Origin of the sequence: Xanthobacter sp. NM-59 (genome assembly GCF_021401125.1) — a bacterium.
GTDB lineage: Bacteria > Pseudomonadota > Alphaproteobacteria > Rhizobiales > Xanthobacteraceae > Xanthobacter.
Genome location: NZ_JACBFQ010000001.1, coordinates 157889 through 176065, shown reverse-complemented (window position 1 = coordinate 176065; position 18177 = coordinate 157889). Strand labels below are relative to the sequence as shown.

At 66.7% G+C, this 18177-nt stretch carries 18 protein-coding genes; 9 read left to right on the top strand and 9 right to left on the bottom strand.

Going from position 1 to position 18177, the window contains the following annotated elements:
- The first annotated feature begins 14 nt into the window (after nt 1-14).
- Nucleotides 15-944 (top strand): histone deacetylase family protein, encoded by a 930-nt coding sequence (locus L0966_RS00815; RefSeq protein ID WP_234049952.1) that lies wholly within the window; start codon nt 15-17, stop codon nt 942-944.
- A 62-nt stretch (nt 945-1006) separates the two neighbouring features.
- Here the strand turns inward: L0966_RS00815 and L0966_RS00810 are convergent, their stop codons facing one another.
- The gene (locus L0966_RS00810) at nt 1007-1702 is read right to left on the bottom strand and encodes a TIGR00266 family protein (protein ID WP_234049951.1); all 696 of its coding nucleotides are present in this window, start codon (nt 1700-1702) and stop codon (nt 1007-1009) included.
- Nucleotides 1703-1990: 288 nt separating this feature from the next.
- Here L0966_RS00810 and L0966_RS00805 point away from each other — a divergent pair, with 288 nt between their 5' ends.
- Nucleotides 1991-3100, top strand: a complete 1110-nt coding sequence (locus L0966_RS00805) for a hypothetical protein (protein WP_234049950.1) — start codon at nt 1991-1993, stop codon at nt 3098-3100.
- A gap of 105 nt (nt 3101-3205) precedes the next feature.
- Entirely contained in the window at nt 3206-4687 is a 1482-nt protein-coding gene (locus L0966_RS00800) for a YdiU family protein (protein WP_234049949.1), read from the top strand.
- Nucleotides 4688-5794: 1107 nt separating this feature from the next.
- Here the strand turns inward: L0966_RS00800 and groL are convergent.
- Nucleotides 5795-7441 carry a chaperonin GroEL gene (gene groL / locus L0966_RS00795; RefSeq protein WP_234049948.1) on the bottom strand — a complete coding sequence of 549 codons (1647 nt, stop codon included), beginning with the start codon at nt 7439-7441 and terminating at the stop codon, nt 5795-5797.
- A gap of 51 nt (nt 7442-7492) precedes the next feature.
- Complete coding sequence (gene groES / locus L0966_RS00790) at nt 7493-7780, bottom strand: co-chaperone GroES (RefSeq protein WP_234049947.1); 288 nt, start codon at nt 7778-7780, stop codon at nt 7493-7495.
- 353 nt (nt 7781-8133) lie between these two features.
- Between groES and L0966_RS00785 the strand changes: the two genes are divergently transcribed.
- Nucleotides 8134-8658 (top strand): hypothetical protein, encoded by a 525-nt coding sequence (locus tag L0966_RS00785; RefSeq protein WP_234049946.1) that lies wholly within the window; start codon nt 8134-8136, stop codon nt 8656-8658.
- A gap of 484 nt (nt 8659-9142) precedes the next feature.
- On the opposite strand, the gene L0966_RS00780 is transcribed toward L0966_RS00785, so the two are convergent.
- From L0966_RS00780 to lepA, 3 genes are all read right to left on the bottom strand, one after another.
- Entirely contained in the window at nt 9143-9316 is a 174-nt protein-coding gene (locus L0966_RS00780) for a hypothetical protein (RefSeq protein WP_234049945.1), read from the bottom strand.
- A 72-nt stretch (nt 9317-9388) separates the two neighbouring features.
- Nucleotides 9389-9580, bottom strand: coding sequence for a YegP family protein (locus L0966_RS00775; RefSeq protein WP_234049944.1), 192 nt, complete (start codon nt 9578-9580; stop codon nt 9389-9391).
- Between the two features lie 88 nt (nt 9581-9668).
- A complete protein-coding gene (gene lepA, locus L0966_RS00770; RefSeq protein WP_234049943.1) occupies nt 9669-11474 on the bottom strand; it encodes a translation elongation factor 4 in 1806 nt (601 codons plus the stop codon).
- A gap of 275 nt (nt 11475-11749) precedes the next feature.
- Between lepA and L0966_RS00765 the strand changes: the two genes are divergently transcribed.
- The 3 genes from L0966_RS00765 (at nt 11750) to L0966_RS00755 (ending at nt 13393) form a co-directional block, all read left to right on the top strand.
- Complete coding sequence (locus L0966_RS00765) at nt 11750-12511, top strand: YkgJ family cysteine cluster protein (protein ID WP_234049942.1); 762 nt, start codon at nt 11750-11752, stop codon at nt 12509-12511.
- A 68-nt stretch (nt 12512-12579) separates the two neighbouring features.
- Entirely contained in the window at nt 12580-13011 is a 432-nt protein-coding gene (locus L0966_RS00760; RefSeq protein WP_234049941.1) for a TIGR02301 family protein, read from the top strand.
- Between the two features lie 109 nt (nt 13012-13120).
- The gene (locus tag L0966_RS00755; RefSeq protein ID WP_234049940.1) at nt 13121-13393 is read left to right on the top strand and encodes a hypothetical protein; all 273 of its coding nucleotides are present in this window, start codon (nt 13121-13123) and stop codon (nt 13391-13393) included.
- A 429-nt stretch (nt 13394-13822) separates the two neighbouring features.
- Here L0966_RS00755 and acs read toward each other — a convergent pair whose 3' ends face one another.
- Nucleotides 13823-15781 carry an acetate--CoA ligase gene (gene acs / locus L0966_RS00750; RefSeq protein WP_234049939.1) on the bottom strand — a complete coding sequence of 653 codons (1959 nt, stop codon included), beginning with the start codon at nt 15779-15781 and terminating at the stop codon, nt 13823-13825.
- Between the two features lie 373 nt (nt 15782-16154).
- On the opposite strand from acs, the gene L0966_RS00745 reads away from it, so the two are divergent.
- Complete coding sequence (locus L0966_RS00745; RefSeq protein ID WP_234049938.1) at nt 16155-16526, top strand: DUF423 domain-containing protein; 372 nt, start codon at nt 16155-16157, stop codon at nt 16524-16526.
- Nucleotides 16527-16599: 73 nt separating this feature from the next.
- Here the strand turns inward: L0966_RS00745 and L0966_RS00740 are convergent, their stop codons facing one another.
- Both L0966_RS00740 and L0966_RS00735 read right to left on the bottom strand, forming a co-directional pair.
- Entirely contained in the window at nt 16600-17262 is a 663-nt protein-coding gene (locus tag L0966_RS00740) for a methyltransferase (RefSeq protein ID WP_234049937.1), read from the bottom strand.
- Nucleotides 17259-17672 (bottom strand): EVE domain-containing protein, encoded by a 414-nt coding sequence (locus L0966_RS00735; protein ID WP_234049936.1) that lies wholly within the window; start codon nt 17670-17672, stop codon nt 17259-17261. Before L0966_RS00735 ends, L0966_RS00740 begins: the two co-directional genes overlap by 4 nt.
- Before the next feature lie 192 nt (nt 17673-17864).
- On the opposite strand from L0966_RS00735, the gene L0966_RS00730 reads away from it, so the two are divergent.
- Complete coding sequence (locus L0966_RS00730; RefSeq protein ID WP_234049935.1) at nt 17865-18164, top strand: antibiotic biosynthesis monooxygenase; 300 nt, start codon at nt 17865-17867, stop codon at nt 18162-18164.
- Nucleotides 18165-18177 lie beyond the last annotated feature (13 nt).

Below are 18177 nucleotides of genomic sequence, written 5' to 3'. Positions count from 1 at the left end.
AGGTCGGACGTTTCATGTCCACGCTGCTCGTCACTCATCCGGCCGGGCTCAATCATCTCACCCCGCTCGGCCATCCCGAGCGCGCGGACCGGCTCAGGGTGCTGGATCGGATCTTCGAGCAGGAGAAATTCTCCCTGCTCATGCGGGACAGCGCGCCGCGGGGCGAGCGGGAAGACATCATCCGGGTCCATCCGGCCGATTTCTTCGACGCCATGGGCGGCGCCGTGCCCACGGAAGGGCTGGTGCGCATCGATTCCGACACGGTGATGTCACCGGGCAGCTGGGAAGCCGCCCTGCGCGGGGTGGGCGGCGCCTGCTTCGCGGTGGACGAGGTGCTGGAGGGCAAGGTTGCGAACGCCTTCGTGGCCATGCGCCCGCCGGGCCACCATTGCGAAGTGCGCAAGCCCATGGGCTTCTGCCTGCTCAACCAGGTGGCGGTCGCCGCGCGCCACGCCCAGGCGAAATATGGCCTGGAGCGGGTCGCCATCGTGGATTTCGACGTGCACCATGGCAACGGAACCCAGCAGATCTTCTGGGATGATCCGACTGTGATGTATTGCTCCACCCATGAGATGCCGCTGTTTCCCGGCACCGGCGAGGCGAGCGAGACCGGCAGCGCGGACACCATCGTGAACGCCCCGCTCCATGCCGGCGACGACGGCACCCAGTTCAAGGAGGCCATGGAAAGCCGGGTGCTGCCGCGCCTGGAGGCCTTCCATCCGGACCTGATCCTCATCTCCGCCGGGTTCGACGCCCATGTGCGCGACCCCATGGCCTCGCTGCGCCTGGTGGATACCGACTTCGCCTGGATCACCCGCCGCCTCATGGAGACGGCGGACCGGGTCTGCGGCGGCCGCGTCGTCTCCCTCCTGGAAGGGGGATATGACCTGGAGGCGCTGGCCTCCTCCGCCTCCGCCCACGTCTCCGCGCTCATGCACGGCTGAGCGGCGCATGCCCCTGGGGTTGCGGCAACCACCAGGGGCGGCGGGCTCAGCGGCGCTTCACCTCACTGCCGCTGCGTCGGCAGATAGGGCGCGAGCGCGTGGGCCAGCTTGGAGGGCGTGAGCGTCTGCAGCCAGACATTGCCGGGGCCGCGCAGCCGCGCCAGGAACAGGCCATCGCCGCCGAACAGCATGTTCTTGACCCCGGAAATGGTCGTGATCTCGAACGACACGCTTTCCTCGAACATGCCCACATGGCCGGGATGAACCAGCAGTTCCTGGCCCGGCTGAAGGGTGTAGCTGACGATTTCGCCGCCCAGCTCCACATAGGCGCTGCCGGTGCCGGTGAGGTGCTGGAGCACGAAGCCATTGCCGCCGAACACGCCGGCCCCCAGGCTCTGCTGCACGCCCACCGCCAGGGACAGCCCCAGTGTGCCCGCCAGAAAGCCATGGCGGTGGATGAGGAAGCCCCGGCCCGGCTCCACCTTCGCCTCGATGATGTTGCCGGGAACGCTGGCGGCCAGCGCCAGCAGCCCCTCACCCCCCTGGGCCACGAACTCGGTCATGAACAGGCCGCCGCCGGAAATGGCGCGCCCGATGGCGGAAAACAGCCCGCTGGCCCCGCCGGTGGCGGCAGTGGTGTTCATGGCAATGTTGGATGTCATCCAGGACAGGCGGTCCGGCTCGGCCAGCACGCCTTCACCCGGCTCCAGGGTGAATGTCAGAACGGGAAGGGTCGTGCCTGTGATCTCGCTGCGCATCGAAACCTCGTCGGCGTCAGGTCACGGCGGTCCGGGCTCGGACATCCGCCGGCCACAGACAAGCAGCATCGGCGCACCACCGCAACGCTCGTCCCCGGGCCCGCTCAGGGAAAATGGGCGGGGAGCAGCGGGACGACGGCGCCTTCGCGGGCGGGTCCGACCTCTTCGCGGATCTTGTGAGGCAAGGACATGCGCCCCCGCATGCGGTCTCCTGCCACGGGCGGCCGCCAAGCGAATCTGGACTGGAACCGCCAGAATGACTGCAATCGACGAGGAGCGAGGACATCCATGCGCTTCATCCGCCCGCGGGCCGCTACGCGACTTCCCTGCCTTGCCGCCCTGGTGCTGGCGCTCGGCGGCGGCACCGGGATGAGTGCGATGGCCGATGCCGCCTCCCCCGCTTCGGCGCGGCCGGTGGTGCTGCGCTTTCTGAATGCCCCGCGCGACGGCGGGCCGTTGGTGCATCCGCCGAGGCTTGGCATCGCCATCGGTGGTCCCGCGCGCCCGGCGGTCCTGGACACCGGCTCCACCGGCATCGTTATCAGCGCCAGCTCAATTCCCAATCTCGCCGCTCTGCCGGACCTGGGAGAGGGGCGCCTCACCTATTCCAGCTCCGGCCGCATCATGATCGGCCGCTATGTGCGCACTCCGGTGACCCTTTCGGGGGCGGACGGCGGCGCGCTCACCACCCGGCCGCTCCCGGTGCTGGCCGTCACCCGCATCGCGTGCCTGCGCACGGCCCGCAACTGCCGGCCCAACGACGCCCCGCGCGGCGTCGCCATGCTAGGCGTGGGCTTCGCGCGGGAGAAGGACGGACAGGCGGGCGGTACGCCGGACAAGAACCCCTTCCTCAACCTGCCCGGCATGGCTGACCCGACGCAGCATGCGCCTGGCACGCGCGGCGCGCTCGGTCGGGGCTACATCCTCAGCCGGTCGCAGGTGCAGGTGGGCCTGGGCGAACGGGATGGGGACGCCTTCGCCCGCATGGCCCTCGCGGCCTCCCCCATCGCCGGAGAGTGGCAGCCCCCCGCCGCCTGCTTCGCCCTGAATCATCGCGCCCCCGCCGCCTGCGGCAGCCTGCTGGTGGATACCGGCGTCACGCGCAGCTTTCTCACCGTTCCGGAAGCCCAGTTTTCCGGCCTCCTGGCGCCGGATGGGCGGCTCTTGCTCGCAGATGGCGTGCGCGTCGACATCCTGCCCGCTCCGGACAAAGACGAGCCGCGCTACAGCTTCGTCGCCGGTGATCGCGCAGACCCTCTCGCGCCGGATGAGGTGGTGCTCGTGCCACGGCCCGGCCGCTCGGCCTTCCTCAACACCTCCGTGCGCCTGCTGAACGGCTTCGATTATCTTTTCGACGCCGATGGGGGCGCAGTGGGCCTGCGCCGCATCCCGCGCTGAGGCGATAGCGGAATTCGCGGTGTCTGGACTTCAGGAACGGAAGCGATCACCCTGACTTTCCATTCCCGGGGCTGCCCCATTTTTCCCGGGGGAGATTGCATTGCCATGGCCACGACGCTCTCTATTCCTTTCGACAATTCCTATGCCCGGCTGCCCGAAAGCTTTTTCGCCCCCGCCCAGCCGACCCCCGTTTCCGCCCCCCGCCTTGTGAAGCTGAACACCGCGCTGGCGGAGGAGCTGGGGCTTGACCCCGCCGCCCTCTCCACGCCCGAGGCGGTGGAAGTGTTCGCCGGCGTGCGCGTGCCCGAGGGGGCTCTGCCCATCGCCCTGGCCTATGCCGGCCACCAGTTCGGACAGTTCGTGCCGCAGCTGGGCGACGGGCGGGCCATTCTCCTGGGTGAGGTGATCGACCGGCAGGGCCGGCGGCGGGACATTCAGCTCAAGGGGTCCGGCCCCACCTTCTTTTCTCGCCGGGGCGACGGGCGCGCCGCCATCGGGCCGGTGCTGCGCGAATATCTGGTGAGCGAGGCCATGGCCGCCATGGGCGTACCCACCACCCGCACGCTGGCCGCCGTCACCACTGGCGACCCGGTCTGGCGCGAGCGGGCGCTGCCCGGCGGCGTGCTGGTGCGGGTCGCGGCGAGCCATATCCGCATCGGCACCTTCCAGTTCTTCGCCGCCCGCAAGGATCTCGAAGGCCTGCGCGCCCTCGCAAACTACACCATCGCCCGCCACTATCCGGAGCTGGCTGGCGCCGACCAGCCCTATGCCGCCCTGCTCGAGGCGGTGATGGACCGCCAGGCGGCGCTGGTCGCGCGCTGGCAGCTCATCGGCTTCATCCATGGCGTGATGAACACGGACAACATGTCCATTGCCGGCGAAACCATCGACTATGGGCCGTGCGCCTTCATGGACGCCTACCACCCCTCCACGGTGTTCTCGTCCATCGATTACATGGGCCGCTACGCCTACAAGAACCAGCCGCAGATCGCCCATTGGAACCTCGCGCGCCTTGCCGAGACGCTGATCCCCCTTCTTCATGCCGAGCGCGAGCCGGCCGTGGAAGTGGCCAACACCCTGCTTGGCACCTTTCCCCAGCGCTTCGAGGCCACCTACCATGCGGGCCTGCGCGCCAAGATCGGCCTTCCCGACGGGACGGCACAGGATGTGGCGCTGGCCCTGGAGCTGCTCCAGGTGATGCAGGCGCAAAAGGCGGACTTCACCCTCACCTTCCGGCGCCTGGGCGCCGCCGCCGAGAGCGCGGAGGGCCTTTCTCCCGTGCGCGACCTGTTCCTGGACCGCGCCGCCTTCGACGCCTGGGCCGAGCGCTGGCGCGCCCGCCTCGCCGAGACCGGCCGCGAAGGCGCCGCCATCCGCGCCGAGATGGACCGGGTGAACCCCAAATTCATTCCCCGAAACCACCAGGTGGAATGGGCCCTGGAGGCCGCCGCCGAGCAGGGCGATTACGGCCCGTTCGAGGAACTGCTGGGCGTGATCCAGTACCCCTTCGAGGAACAACCCCGCTTCGAAGCCTATGCCGAGCTGCCGCCAGAAATGAAGGACTACCAGACCTTCTGCGGGACGTGAGAGGGCGCGCACAGAGCTGACGGAGCACCGAAACGGATGAACGCGAGCGCCGGGCGGCTCCGGCCGCTCCTCCGCTTCCCCTCCTCTGTCGGACGCACGGCCACCGCGCAATATGTTCCGCCTTTCCGCTGCGGGCAGCGCGGGCTGGCGGCTACGGCCTCGCGGCTTTGGGGTCGGCGTTGCCCGTGCATCGGACCAACTTCCGCCCGGAGACGCGTTCCTTGACGCGCATCTGAACGCCCGCTCGGCATCAGCGTATCAGCCGCCAGCCTGAAGCACGGCCCACGGCGGCCCGGCAAGGCGCGAACGGCCACGCCACCGTGGGCCGGACCTGGAACCCTCGCGACCCTAATGCCCCGCGAAGGGGAGGCAGAGCCGAGCCCGCTGGAGTTGCGGGCGAGAGCGGGGGACAGTCCCGGCGGCGCCGCAGACGATTGGCATAGCGTTGTGCGGCTGGCGGCGCGTCCTGGAATGCGTCTGGCCTCGCGGCCCTTGGAGCCGTTGCCACTCGCCTCGACTCCGTCCCCGATTCCCGACGACTTGCTCGCCGCAGCCTTCTCCTACTTGTGGAGAGGAAGGCACCGCATGGGGGCGCCTGGGCGAGAGGGCAGCAGGCGTCGCCACATGCACTGGGCGTCCGCCACACGCCCCCTTCAGCCCGTAACGGAAACAGCGCGACGGTCTATCCCACTGGCTTTATCCACGTCCATCGCACGCGGCAGTTCTCACAGGTCCGGACACGCCTCCGCCCGCCGACAGCGCCGCTCCCCGAACGACGGCAGTGGCATCATGCCCGATCCTCGCCCGGTGCCATCCCCCTCAGAAAAAAGAAAAGGGCGCGACCGAAGCCGCGCCCTTCCCTTTTTGCAGACCGATGGGGCCGGATCGGGGATCCATGCCGCCACCCCAACCGACCTAACCGGCTGGGGCACTTAAGACGTTTGGTCGGATGGGTTTCCTCAGAAATCCATGCCGCCACCCCAACCGGCTTGGCCGGCTGGGGCACTTAAGACGTTTGGTCGGATGGGTTTCCTCAGAAATCCATGCCGCCACCCCAACCGGCTTGGCCGGCTGGGGCACTCAAGATGTTTGGTCGGATGGATTTCCTCAGAAATCCATGCCGCCCATGCCGCCCATGCCGCCGCCGGGCATGGCGGGCATGGCCGCGTCCTTCTTCGGCAGCTCGGCGACGAGCGCCTCGGTGGTCACCAGCAGGCCGGCCACGGAGCCCGCGTCCTGCAGAGCGGTGCGCACGACCTTGGCCGGGTCCACGACGCCAGCGGCGACGAGGTCCACATATTCCTCGGTCTGGGCGTTGAAGCCGAAGTTGGCATCGGTCGCCTCGAGCACCTTGCCCACCACGATGGAGCCTTCCACGCCGGAATTCTCGGCGATCTGGCGGATGGGAGCCTCAAGGGCGCGCAGCACGATCTTGATGCCCGCCTTGATGTCGGCGTTGTCGGAGGTGAGAGCCTCCACCGCCTTCTTGGCGCGCAGCAGGGCCACGCCGCCGCCGGGGACGATGCCTTCTTCCACCGCGGCGCGGGTGGCGTTCAGCGCGTCGTCAACGCGGTCCTTCTTCTCCTTGACTTCCACCTCGGTCGAGCCGCCCACGCGGATCACGGCCACGCCGCCGGCGAGCTTCGCGAGACGCTCCTGGAGCTTCTCACGGTCGTAGTCGGAAGTGGTGGCTTCGATCTGCGCCTTGATCTGGGCAACGCGCGCCTCGATGTCGGCCTTCTCGCCGACGCCGTCCACGATGGTGGTCTTTTCCTTCTCGAGGATGACCTTCTTGGCGCGGCCGAGCTGAGCCAGGGTCACGTTCTCGAGCTTGATGCCGAGATCCTCGGAGATGACGGTGCCACCGGTGAGGATCGCGATATCCTCGAGCATCGCCTTGCGACGATCACCGAAGCCGGGAGCCTTCACGGCCGCGACCTTCAGGCCACCGCGCAGCTTGTTGACCACCAGGGTGGCCAGGGCCTCGCCTTCCACGTCCTCGGCGACGATCACCAGCGGACGGCCAGACTGCACCACGGCCTCGAGGACCGGGAGGATCGGCTGGAGGCCGGAGAGCTTCTTCTCGAAGATGAGAATGTAGGGCTCTTCCAGGTCGGCGATCATCTTCTCCGCATTGGTGATGAAGTACGGAGAGAGATAGCCGCGGTCGAACTGCATGCCCTCGACCACGTCGAGCTCGGTCTCGGCGGTCTTGGCTTCCTCGACGGTGATGACACCCTCGTTGCCGACCTTCTGCATGGCGCCGGCGATCATCTCGCCGATGGAGCTGTCGCCGTTCGCGGAAATGGTGCCGACCTGGGCCACCTCGGCGGAGGAGGAGACCTTCTTGGCGCGGGCCTGGATGTCCTTGATGGCCGCGGCGCAGGCGAGATCAATGCCGCGCTTCAGGTCCATCGGGTTCATGCCGGCGGCAACAGCCTTGGCGCCTTCCTTCACGATGGCCTGGGCCAGAACGGTCGCGGTGGTGGTGCCGTCACCGGCCAGGTCGTTGGTCTTGGAAGCGACTTCGCGAACGAGCTGGGCGCCCAGGTTCTCGAACTTGTCCTCAAGCTCGATTTCCTTGGCGACGGACACGCCGTCCTTGGTGATGCGCGGCGCGCCGAAGGACTTCTCGATGACGACGTTGCGGCCCTTGGGACCCAGCGTGACCTTCACGGCATTGGCGAGGATATCCACGCCGCGCAGCAGCTTCTCGCGCGCGTCGGCAGAAAACTTGACTTCTTTGGCAGCCATCACGGCCTCCTTATGAAACGTGCGGAAAAAGGCTCAGGCACTCTCTCGCGATCAGCCGATCACGCCGAGAATGTCGCTCTCCTTCATGATGAGGAGATCCTGGCCGTCGATCTTCACCTCGGTGCCGGACCACTTGCCGAACAGCACGCGATCGCCAGCCTTCACATCGAGGGCAACGAGCTTGCCGGCCTCGTCGCGGGCACCGGGACCCACGGCCACAACCTCGCCCTCCTGGGGCTTTTCCTTGGCGGTGTCGGGGATGATGATGCCGCCGGCGGTCTTCTGCTCGGCTTCGATGCGCTTGACCACCACGCGGTCGTGCAGGGGACGGAAGGACATGGGTCTATTCCTCTCGGAACATGGAACTTGGCGCGGCATGCGCCGCTGCCGGCATCGCTGGCACTCTCAAAAGAGGAGTGCCAAGCTCGCGGCGGAGATAAGTGCGCCGGTGCGCGCCGTCAAGGCACGCGGCGTGAACTTCACGACCAAAAGGTGGGATACGAACCGGTAACCGCCAGCCCTTAGAGTGATTTTCCGAAGTCCAGCGAGGCGGTTCACCCCCGGCAGCGAACTCTTGAACGAAGCGTTATCGACGCCGCAGGGATGAGCCGTTATGGTCGGCGCGCCGGCCTGAACCCGCGTGGGCAATGGCAAGGACCGGAGTTGAGACGGCGGAGGCCTTGGAATACCCCATGAACATTTTGCTTGCACGATCGAACGCGCGCCTCGGGAAGCAGGGTCGCGTCGGCCGGGGTCGCCTGGGCCTGGCCGGAGTGGCCGCCACCGCGCTGGCGCTCACGCTCGCCGCCTGCAGCACCACGCCGACCGAGCCGCCGCCGCCCGCCAAGCCGCAATATTTCAGCCCCATCCCGCCGGACCGGCTGGTGGGCCGCTGGGGCCTTGCCGCCTATCATCGCCCCGATGATGCCGGCCGCACCGAGACCCAGGCCAAGGCCCAGTGCTCGAACCCTTACGTCATCACCGCCGGCACCAGCGGCGGCGTCATGATGTATCTGGCGGACGACAACAAGCTCACCGAGGTGGTGTCGAAGCAGGTGGCCAATGGCCCCATCTTCATCGGTCCGCCCGACGAACCCGCCGGCGCCCAGGCCGACCGCCAGGTGATGCGCTTCGACGGTAACGTGCTGGTGCTACGCTGGGTGGACACGGAAGTGGCCAAGCGCTACGGCACCATGGTCTACGTGCGCTGCTCGTGACGATCCAGGGTGGGCGCCGCCAGGCCCCACCCACTGCCAGGCTGCGTAGCGAGCCCGGCCGAAAGGCAGCTCGCCGGCCTGAGGCGTCTTCTGGTTTTCCTGGGACGTTTCCCGGTTTTACGGAATCGCGGAGTTGCCCCAGATCTGCGACTTCACGCATTTTCTTTGCGCGAGCCGGTGCCCTCGCCCGAAAGCGATCGCGCCCCTCTTCAGGACGACCCCTGGTGGGAGTGCAGGATAGCGCGCCGGCGCAACTCCAGCCATGTAAAGACGCGGCCACTGCCGGAGACCAATCGCCATTGGGCGAAGGGAACGGCCCGGCCCGCCATCCGCGTTCCACCACCGGCCCGCTTCTCGCAGCTTGGCACCATCCCCTCTTGCCGGGGAGGGGGCGGGAACGATGGGAGTGGATGCCGAGGCGCGCTACGGGGCATCGCTTCAAAGGGGCGCGCGTGCAAGGGCCGCGTTGGAAGAGCCGGGGGCGTCAACGCAGAGCATCGCCCCTCCCCCCGCCTGGGAAGTAGGCGAGGAGGCGCGCCAGTTGCCGCACCTTTTCTCTTGAATGTCGCTCAAGCGCCTTGAGCTGCAGTGTTTTCCAGACCCGAGCCATATCCGCCACGTCGAAGACGCCAGATTCCGTCAGGCTCAGATCAGCCATTCAGCCCGAACACTAAGGGCTTTCGCGCCGCCCCTCTGCCACCGGCCGAAGGCGCAGGCGGCAGCACGCGCTTCAGGTGCCAGCGCTCTTGGTCTCGTCCTCCACCGGAGCGGCAGGAGCATTCTTCTTGATGGACTCAATGGCGCTCAAGGCCGAAGCCTTCGCCTTATAGCCTTCCGAGGAGAACATGATCTCCCCATTGGAAGCCCGAAACCGGAAGCGGAACTCGCCCGCTTTGTCCTTGAAGACCTCGAACTTCGCCATGGCAGTTTCTCCCGGGTGCTGCCCTCGCAGACCTAGCAGGTCGAGGATGCGATGATTCGCACCCTCACGCCATGCGAGTGGCAGGTCGCTACTCGTCCATCTTCAGCGCGGCGATGAAGGCTTCCTGCGGAATCTCCACCTTGCCGAACTGGCGCATCTTCTTCTTGCCTTCCTTCTGCTTCTCCAGAAGCTTGCGCTTTCGCGTGATGTCGCCGCCATAGCACTTGGCGGTCACGTCCTTGCGCAGGGCGCGGATGGTTTCGCGGGCGATGATCTTGGCGCCGATGGCCGCCTGGATCGGGATCTGGAACAGATGCTGGGGAATGAGATCCTTCAGCTTCTCGCACATCACGCGCCCGCGCGCTTCGGCCCGGGTGCGATGCACCAGCATGGAGAGCGCGTCCACCGGCTCGGCATTCACCAGGATCGACATCTTCACCAGATCGCCGGGGCGATATTCGGTAATCTGATAGTCGAACGAAGCATAGCCCTTGGAGATGGACTTCAACCGATCGTAGAAGTCGAACACCACCTCGTTCAGCGGCAGGTCATAGGTGACCATGGCGCGCGCGCCCACATAAGTGAGCTCGATCTGGTTGCCGCGCCGGTCCTGGCACAGCTTCAGCACCGCGCCGAGATACTCGTCAGGGGTGAGGATAGTCGCGCGAATCCACGGTTCGCGGATCTCCTTGATCTTCACCACATCGGGCATGTCGGCCGGATTGTGCAGGTCGATCACCGAGCCATCCGTCATCTCGATTTCGTAGATGACCGACGGGGCGGTGGCGATGAGATCGAGGTTGAACTCACGCTCCAGCCGCTCCTGGATGATCTCCAGGTGCAGAAGGCCCAGGAAGCCGCAGCGGAAGCCGAAGCCCAGGGCCGCCGAGGTCTCCATTTCGAAGGAGAAGCTGGCATCGTTGAGGCGCAGCTTGCCCATGGCGGCGCGCAGGTCGTCGAAATCGGCCGCATCCACCGGGAACAGGCCGCAGAACACCACCGGCTGGGCCGGCTTGAAGCCCGGCAGGGCTTCGGTGCAGGGGCGCTTTTCCTCGGTGATGGTATCGCCCACGCGGGTGTCGGCCACTTCCTTGATGGAGCCGGTGAGAAAGCCGATCTCGCCCGGGCCAAGCTCGGCCATGGCCACCATCTTGGGGGTAAACACGCCCACGCGGTCCACATCATAGGCCGCGCCCGAGCCCATCATCTTGATGCGCTGGCCCTTCTTCAGCACCCCGTCGACGATGCGCACCAGCACGACGACGCCGAGATAGGTGTCGTACCAGCTATCCACCAACAGCGCCTTCAGCGGCGCCTCGCGGTCGCCCATGGGGGGCGGCAGGCGGGTGACGATGGCTTCCAGAACCTGGTCCACGTTCAAGCCGGTCTTCGCCGAGATGCCAATGGCGTTGGAGGCGTCGAGGCCGATCACGTCCTCGATCTGCGCCTTCACCTTTTCGGGCTCGGCGGCGGGCAGGTCCACCTTGTTGAGAACCGGCACGATCTCGTGATTGTTGTCGATGGCCTGATAGACGTTGGCGAGCGTCTGCGCCTCCACGCCCTGGGAGGCGTCCACCACCAGCAGCGAGCCCTCGACGGCCGCCAACGACCGGTTCACCTCATAGGCGAAGTCCACGTGCCCGGGGGTGTCGATGAGGTTCAGGACATAGGTCTCGCCGTCATGCGCCTTGTAGGACAGGCGCACGGTCTGCGCCTTGATGGTGATGCCGCGCTCGCGCTCGATATCCATGTTGTCGAGCACCTGGTCGGTCATCTCGCGCTCCGTCAGCCCGCCGGTGATCTGGATCAGCCGGTCGGCAAGGGTCGACTTTCCATGGTCGATATGGGCGACGATGGAAAAATTGCGGATGTTCTTCTGGGCGCTCGCGGTCATCCGCGCCGCATAGCACCGGTGTGAGGAGCCCACAAGGCACCGCGACGCGTTGCGGCCCGCTCAGCTCACAGCACGGTATGCGAAGGCCTCCGCCGGCCGGCCGCGCGGCGCGATCCAACCCCGGCCTTTGCCGCCTACGCAGTTTCCCCGAATTGGCCGCTATGCATGCGCGGGAATAATTTTGTTCCAGATCAAAGTGCGCTGCCACAGGCGGCAGTCTGTTGCCCGGTCATGTTTTTTTCCGGCTTTATTTTTTGATTTTCAGGAGAGGCGCGGTGTCCATTGCTCAGAGCGCGGCACAGGCCGCTGAAGCCGAAGGTCCCGTTGCCTTCTTCAAGGCGCAGCACCAGGGCTTTCTCAATACGCTCACAAGCTACCGCGCCAAGCCCGATTTGCTCGATCGGGTCTGGATGCAGGCCTTCACAAGCTTCGAGCGCAATGTGCAGGAGCAGACGCGCGAGCTACCGCCCCTCGCCTGCCGCAAGGGCTGCGGCACCTGCTGCCAGATCCTCGTGGCCGCCACCGCGCCCGAGGTGCTGATGGTCGCGCGCTATGTGCGCTCCATGGCCGCCGGCTTCAGGAATGTGGGCATCGACCTGATCGGCCGGCTTTACGGCGCAGCCGACTTTGTGGAGCCCTCCGGCAATGTGCGGCCCATGGCGCTGGTGCGCGAATGCCCCTTCCTCGCCGAAGGCATCTGCGTCATCTACCCGGTGCGGCCCATGGCCTGCCGCGGCCATGCCTCGTTCAATGAGGAAGCCTGCGTCTCCGCTCTTCAGGGCGGGTTGGACAATGTGCCGGTTTCCGAGCCCCACCGCACCGTGCGCGGGCTGGTGCAGAACGCCCTACAGTCCGCCATGCGCGATTCCGGCTTCGCCTGGGGCCTGTACGATCTGGTCGCGGCGCTGAAAATCGCTTTGGCGCGGCCCGAGACCGAGGCAGAGTTCGCCAATGGCGGCGACCCCTTCGCGGCGGTAGCCCTCGACGCAGTGAGCCGCGAGGAAATGGCGAGCACCTTCGACCGCCTGAAGGACTGAGCCCCGCGCCCCGCCCCTTGACCCGCGCCGCGGAAGATCGCACGACAGGGCGAACCCGTGGACGAGCCATGCGCAGCCGCAGCCTTATCGTGTCCAGCCTTCTGGTGTCCCTCGCTTTGCCGCCCGCCGTGGCCGTTGGCCTAGTCGGCGTGGCCGGTCCGCTTGCGGCCGCCCCCTCGGCCGAAGGCGCGGCGCCCCCCTATGACGACGACCTTCTGAAGCTGGCGGAGATTCTCGGCGGGCTGCACTATCTGCGCCCCCTGTGCGGGGCCAGCGGCGAGGCCCAGCGCTGGCGCGACGAGATGGCCGCGCTCATCGAAACCGAGCAGCCGTCGGACGCCCGGAAGGGCAAGATGATCGCATCCTTCAACCGCGGCTATTCAAGCTTCGCCGAGGTTTACCGCACCTGCACGCCGGCGGCGCGCACCGCCGTGGCCCGGCAGCTGGAAGAGGCTTCCCACCTCGCCCATGAGATCGTGGTGCGCTACGGCGGCAATTGATGAACGCGCCGCGGATGCGTTAACCTTTTGGTTAGAATTGGACTTCCGCTGACGGCCTGTCGTGGTACTGATCTCCTGTCGCCGCCGATGGGCGGCTGGAGGCCAAGACGTGTCCACACTGCCGAACCCAGCCATCGACCTTCCCGACATTGCGGACATGGCAGCGGATGATCGCCATGTGGCTTTGACCTATCTGAACGACGCCTGGGTGGAAGCTGTCCGCGACGGCCTGGAGGAGGACTGCCTGGTGCAGGCCGCGCTGTTCACGGCGCTGCGAAACCTCGTCGCCACCTATGGTGAGGAGGCCTGCGCCGAATTCGTGGAGCGACTCGCCGAGCGCGTTCGCTCCGGCGAATACACCATCGCCAGCAGCCGCCATTGACGCTCCGGCTTCGCCCCCGCGCACGCGCGGGAAGATGCCGGCCCGTCGGGAACACAGCTTCGATCGTCTTATACAGTTTCGAGTAACCGCTTTGATTTGAGGAACCGCTTCACTTGGGCGGATCGGCGAATACCCGATCCGCCCACTTCTTTTTGCGCCTCAGCAAAGCGTATCTCGCGCACGGGCGCCGTCACCACACAGATGAGGCGGCACTTCGACCTGCTGCGTCTCCGCTTCCGCGGACCGACCATCACGTGCCGCACCCTGGCAAGAGCGCCCCTCGCCATTCCAAACAGCGAAGCCCACGCCCCTCCCCCGCCGGGCCGGCGACGCGGCGCCCACCGTGTCTCCCCCGCCATCGCCCCATGAAAAAAGCCGGCGCCCCGAAGGACGCCGGCTCGTGATGGCCGCGCTGCGGACGAAACGGCCTCAGGCCGCCGCGTCGCGCTTGTTCTGGCGATTGCTGATGAGATCTTCCACCACCGTCGGATCGGCGAGGGTGGAGGTGTCGCCCAGGCTCTCGAACTGGTCTTCCGCGATCTTGCGCAGGATGCGGCGCATGATCTTGCCCGAGCGGGTCTTGGGCAGGCCCGGCGCGAACTGGATCAGGTCGGGCGAAGCGATAGGGCCGATCTCGCGGCGCACCCATGCCACCAGCTCCTTGCGCAGCTCCTCGGTCGGCTCCTCGCCATCCATGAGCGTCACATAGGCGTAGATGCCCTGGCCCTTGATGTCGTGCGGGAAGCCCACGACGGCCGCCTCGGACACCTTGGGATGGGCGACGAGGGCGCTTTCCACCTCCGCCGTGCCCATGCGGTGGCCGGACACGTTGATCACGTCGTCCACGCGACCGGTGATCCAGTAATAGCCGTCCTCATCGCGGCGGCAGCCGTCGCCGGTGAAGTACTTGCCCGGATAGGTGGAGAAGTAGGTCTGCTCGAAGCGCTCATGGTCGCCATAGACCGTGCGCATCTGCCCCGGCCAGCTGTCGGCAATCACGAGATTGCCCTCGCAGGCGCCGGTCAGCACGCGGCCTTCGGCATCCACCACCTCGGGCAGCACGCCGAAGAAGGGGCGCGTGGCCGAACCGGGCTTCAGCTTGGTGGCGCCGGGCAGCGGGGTGATGAGAATGCCGCCGGTCTCGGTTTGCCACCAGGTGTCGACGATGGGGCAGCGCTCATCGCCCACCACGCGGTGATACCATTCCCACGCCTCGGGATTGATGGGCTCGCCCACCGAGCCGAGCAGGCGGAGCGACGCGCGCGAGGTCTTCTTCACCGGCTCCTCGCCACCCTGCATCAGCGAGCGGATGGCGGTCGGCGCCGTGTAGAAGATGGTGACCTTGTGCTTGTCGATCACTTCCCAGAAGCGGGACGTGTTCGGGTAATTGGGCACGCCCTCGAACATCAGGGTCGTGGCGCCGTTCGCGAGCGGACCATAAACGATGTAAGAGTGACCCGTCACCCAGCCCACGTCGGCCGTGCACCAGTAAACATCACCGTCGTGATAGTCGAAGATGTACTGATGCGTCATCGACGCATAGACGAGATAGCCGCCGGTGGTGTGCAGCACGCCCTTCGGCTTGCCGGTGGAACCGGAGGTGTAGAGGATGAACAGCGGATCTTCCGCGCCCACATGGGCGGCCGGGCACTCGTCCGTCACCATTGCGGTGGCGTCGTCATAATAGACGTCGCGGCCGGGGTTCATATCCACCTTGCCACCGGTGCGGCGCACCACGATCACGTGCTCGACATCGGAATTGTCGATCAGGTTGATGGCCGCATCCACATTGGCCTTCAGCGGAACCTTGCGGCCGCCGCGCAGACCTTCGTCGGCGGTGATGATGACCTTGGAGCCGCAATCGGAGACGCGGCCGGCCAGGCTATCCGGAGAGAAGCCGCCGAACACGATGGAGTGGATGGCGCCGAGCCGCGCGCAGGCGAGCATGGCATAGGCCGCCTCCGGGATCATCGGCAGATAGATGGTGACGCGATCACCCTTCTCCACGCCGCGATTGCGCAGCACATTGGCGAGCTTGTTCACCTCGCTGGAGAGTTCGCGGTAGGTGATGACCTTCGACTCGTCGGGGCTGTCGCCCTCCCAGATGATGGCGGGCTGGTCGCCGCGCGAGTCCAGGTGTCGGTCCACGCAGTTGTAGGCGACATTGGTGATGCCGTCCTCGTACCACTTGATGGAGACGTGGCCAGGATCGAACGAGGTGTTCTTCACCTTGGTATAGGGCTGGAACCAGTCGATGCGCTTGCCGTGCTCGCCCCAGAAGGTCTCGGGGTCCTCGATGGAGGCGGCATACATGGTCTTGTATCGGGCATCGTCCACATAGGCTTTCTGGGCCCAGATGGTCGGCACATCATAGACTTTGTCGGACATGGCTTTTGCCTCCCTCAGCGGGCCTTGGAACCCGCAACCTTGATCATTTCCGCCGCCGGCGCGTCACCGCGAACAGGGACGGGACGGCTTGCAATCTTTTGTTTTGGGCGATTTGGGTTCGCCTTTATTGGCGGTGGATTATGCTGACCTCGCATCCACTCCACAAGGCACCCGGAAGCCCAACTTTGGGTGCATATCCCGTCCTTCAGCCATGCGCGCCGGGCAGGCGAACGCAGCCCGATACCCGCAACCTGTGGATGGGGAAGCGCAGACCGTGCCTGCCCCCTGGGCTCGCCGATGCTGCGTCCTCGGGGCCAATGTTCGCGATGGCGGTACACCCCTATAACGACAGCAGTGTGGAGGAGCTTTCGTAATGGATATCTGGACGCGGACCCTGCTGTTCCTGGCCGGGCTCATGGGGGCGTGCGGGGTCGCGGCGGCGGCCGTTTCCGCCCACGTCGCCGGCGGCGCCACGCTGGAAACGGCGGCGTATTTTCTGATTCTCCATGCCGCAGCCATCGGCGGCATCCTAGCGCTGTCGCTTCAGCTTGCGCGCGGCGCGGTGCCGTTGCGCGCCGGGGCGTCGGTGCTTGTTGTCGGGGCGCTGCTGTTTTGTGGCGATCTGTCTTCCCGCGCGCTGCTGGATGCAAAGCTGCTGGGCGGCAGCGCGCCCTTTGGCGGCAGCCTGATGATCGCGGGTTGGCTGGTGGTGGCTGGCAGCGCCCTGGTGGCCCGCCGGGCGTAAAGCCGCATGCGGGAAGGCCCCCGGCGGGCGGGTTCAAAATCCCCAAAGGGGTCGCCCCCGGCGGCACCGCGCCTCAATCCTGCGCGCGCGGCTGCCAGACGCAGGTGCGCTTGATCTCCATGTCCTCCAGCTCACGCGTCACGGGCACATGGTATTCGGCCAGCTGCTCCAGCCGGTCCTTCGGCAGATAGGTTCGGCCCGGATCGCCGATAAGCACCCGGGCGCCCCGCCGCGAGAGGGCGAGCAGCCATTCATAGACCCGCCCCGCCAGGTCCTTCTCGTAGCAGATGTCGCCGGCCAGCACCGTGCCCCAGCCGAGATCGCGCCCGATGAGATCCTCACCCACGGGCTGAAGCGCCACCCCGTTGGCGTCGCCATTGAGGGCGATGGCGGAGAGCGCGAACGAATCGATGTCGGCACAGGTCACGCGGCGCGCACCCGCCTTCATGGCCGCGATGCCCACCAGACCGGAGCCGGAGGCGAAATCGAGCACATCCTGGCCGGCCACCAGCTCCGGATGGTCGAGCACGTGCCGCGCAAGCGCCTGCCCGCCCGCCCAGGCGAAGGCCCAGAACGGCGGCGGCAGCCCCATTTCGCCCAGCTCCTCCTCCGTGCGATGCCAGATGGGCACGGCCTCGTCGGCCACATGCAGGCTCACCTCCGGCACCAGGGCCGTGGGGCGCAAGCGGGTTTCGGCGCGGATGAAGGCGACGGGGTCGCTGATGGGGCGGCTCACACCCCACCCATGGCGCAAAGAATCTCCCACTCCTCGTCGGTCACCGGCTGCACCGACAGGCGCGAATACTTGATGAGTGCCATCTCCTGGAAGCGCGGATCCGCCTTGATGGTGGCAAGGCTGATGGGCTTGGCCAGTGGCTTCACGGCCTTCAGATCCACCATCACGAACTTGCCCGTGGGGTCGGAAGGGTCCGGATAGGCCTCCTTGATGACCTCGACGATGCCGACGATCTCCTTACCCTCGTTGGAATGGTAGAAGAAGCCGGTGTCGCCCAGCTTCATGGCCAGAAGCTGCTGCTTGGCAAGGTGGTTGCGCACCCCGTCCCAGTGGGTGCCCTTGGCGCCAGCCTGCACCTGCATGTCCCAGGACCATTTGAAGGGTTCGGATTTGTAAAGCCAATGGGCCATGGGCGCGCTCGAAAATCTCGATGGGAAGAACGGCACCGGTGTGCCGCTTCCGCCGCCGCATTGCAAGCCGCTCCGCGCCGGCGCAGCCCGCCCCAGGCGCCCCCAGCCTGCCCGCGACGGCGGTCGACCCGCCCGGCCGATGGTATAAGAAGGTCCCGCGGCGCCCCCGCCGCGCCAAGCAAGGATCGCAGCATGGTCTATGAGGTCGCAACCATTGAGGTGAAGGACGGCGCCGCCGAAGCCTTCGAGGCGGCGGTAAAGGAAGCCGCCCCCTTCTTCCAGCGTTCGCGCGGGTGCCGCGGCCTGAAGCTCGAGCGTTCCGTGGAAACGCCGAACCGCTATTTCCTGGTGGTGACCTGGGACAGTGTGGAAGACCACATGGTGCACTTCCGCAATGCCCCCGAATTCCAGGAGTGGCGCCGCCTGGCGGGCCCGCACATGGCCTCCCCACCCCAGGTGGAGCACCACGCGGTCGCCCTCACCGCTTTCTGAGGGACGCCCTGTC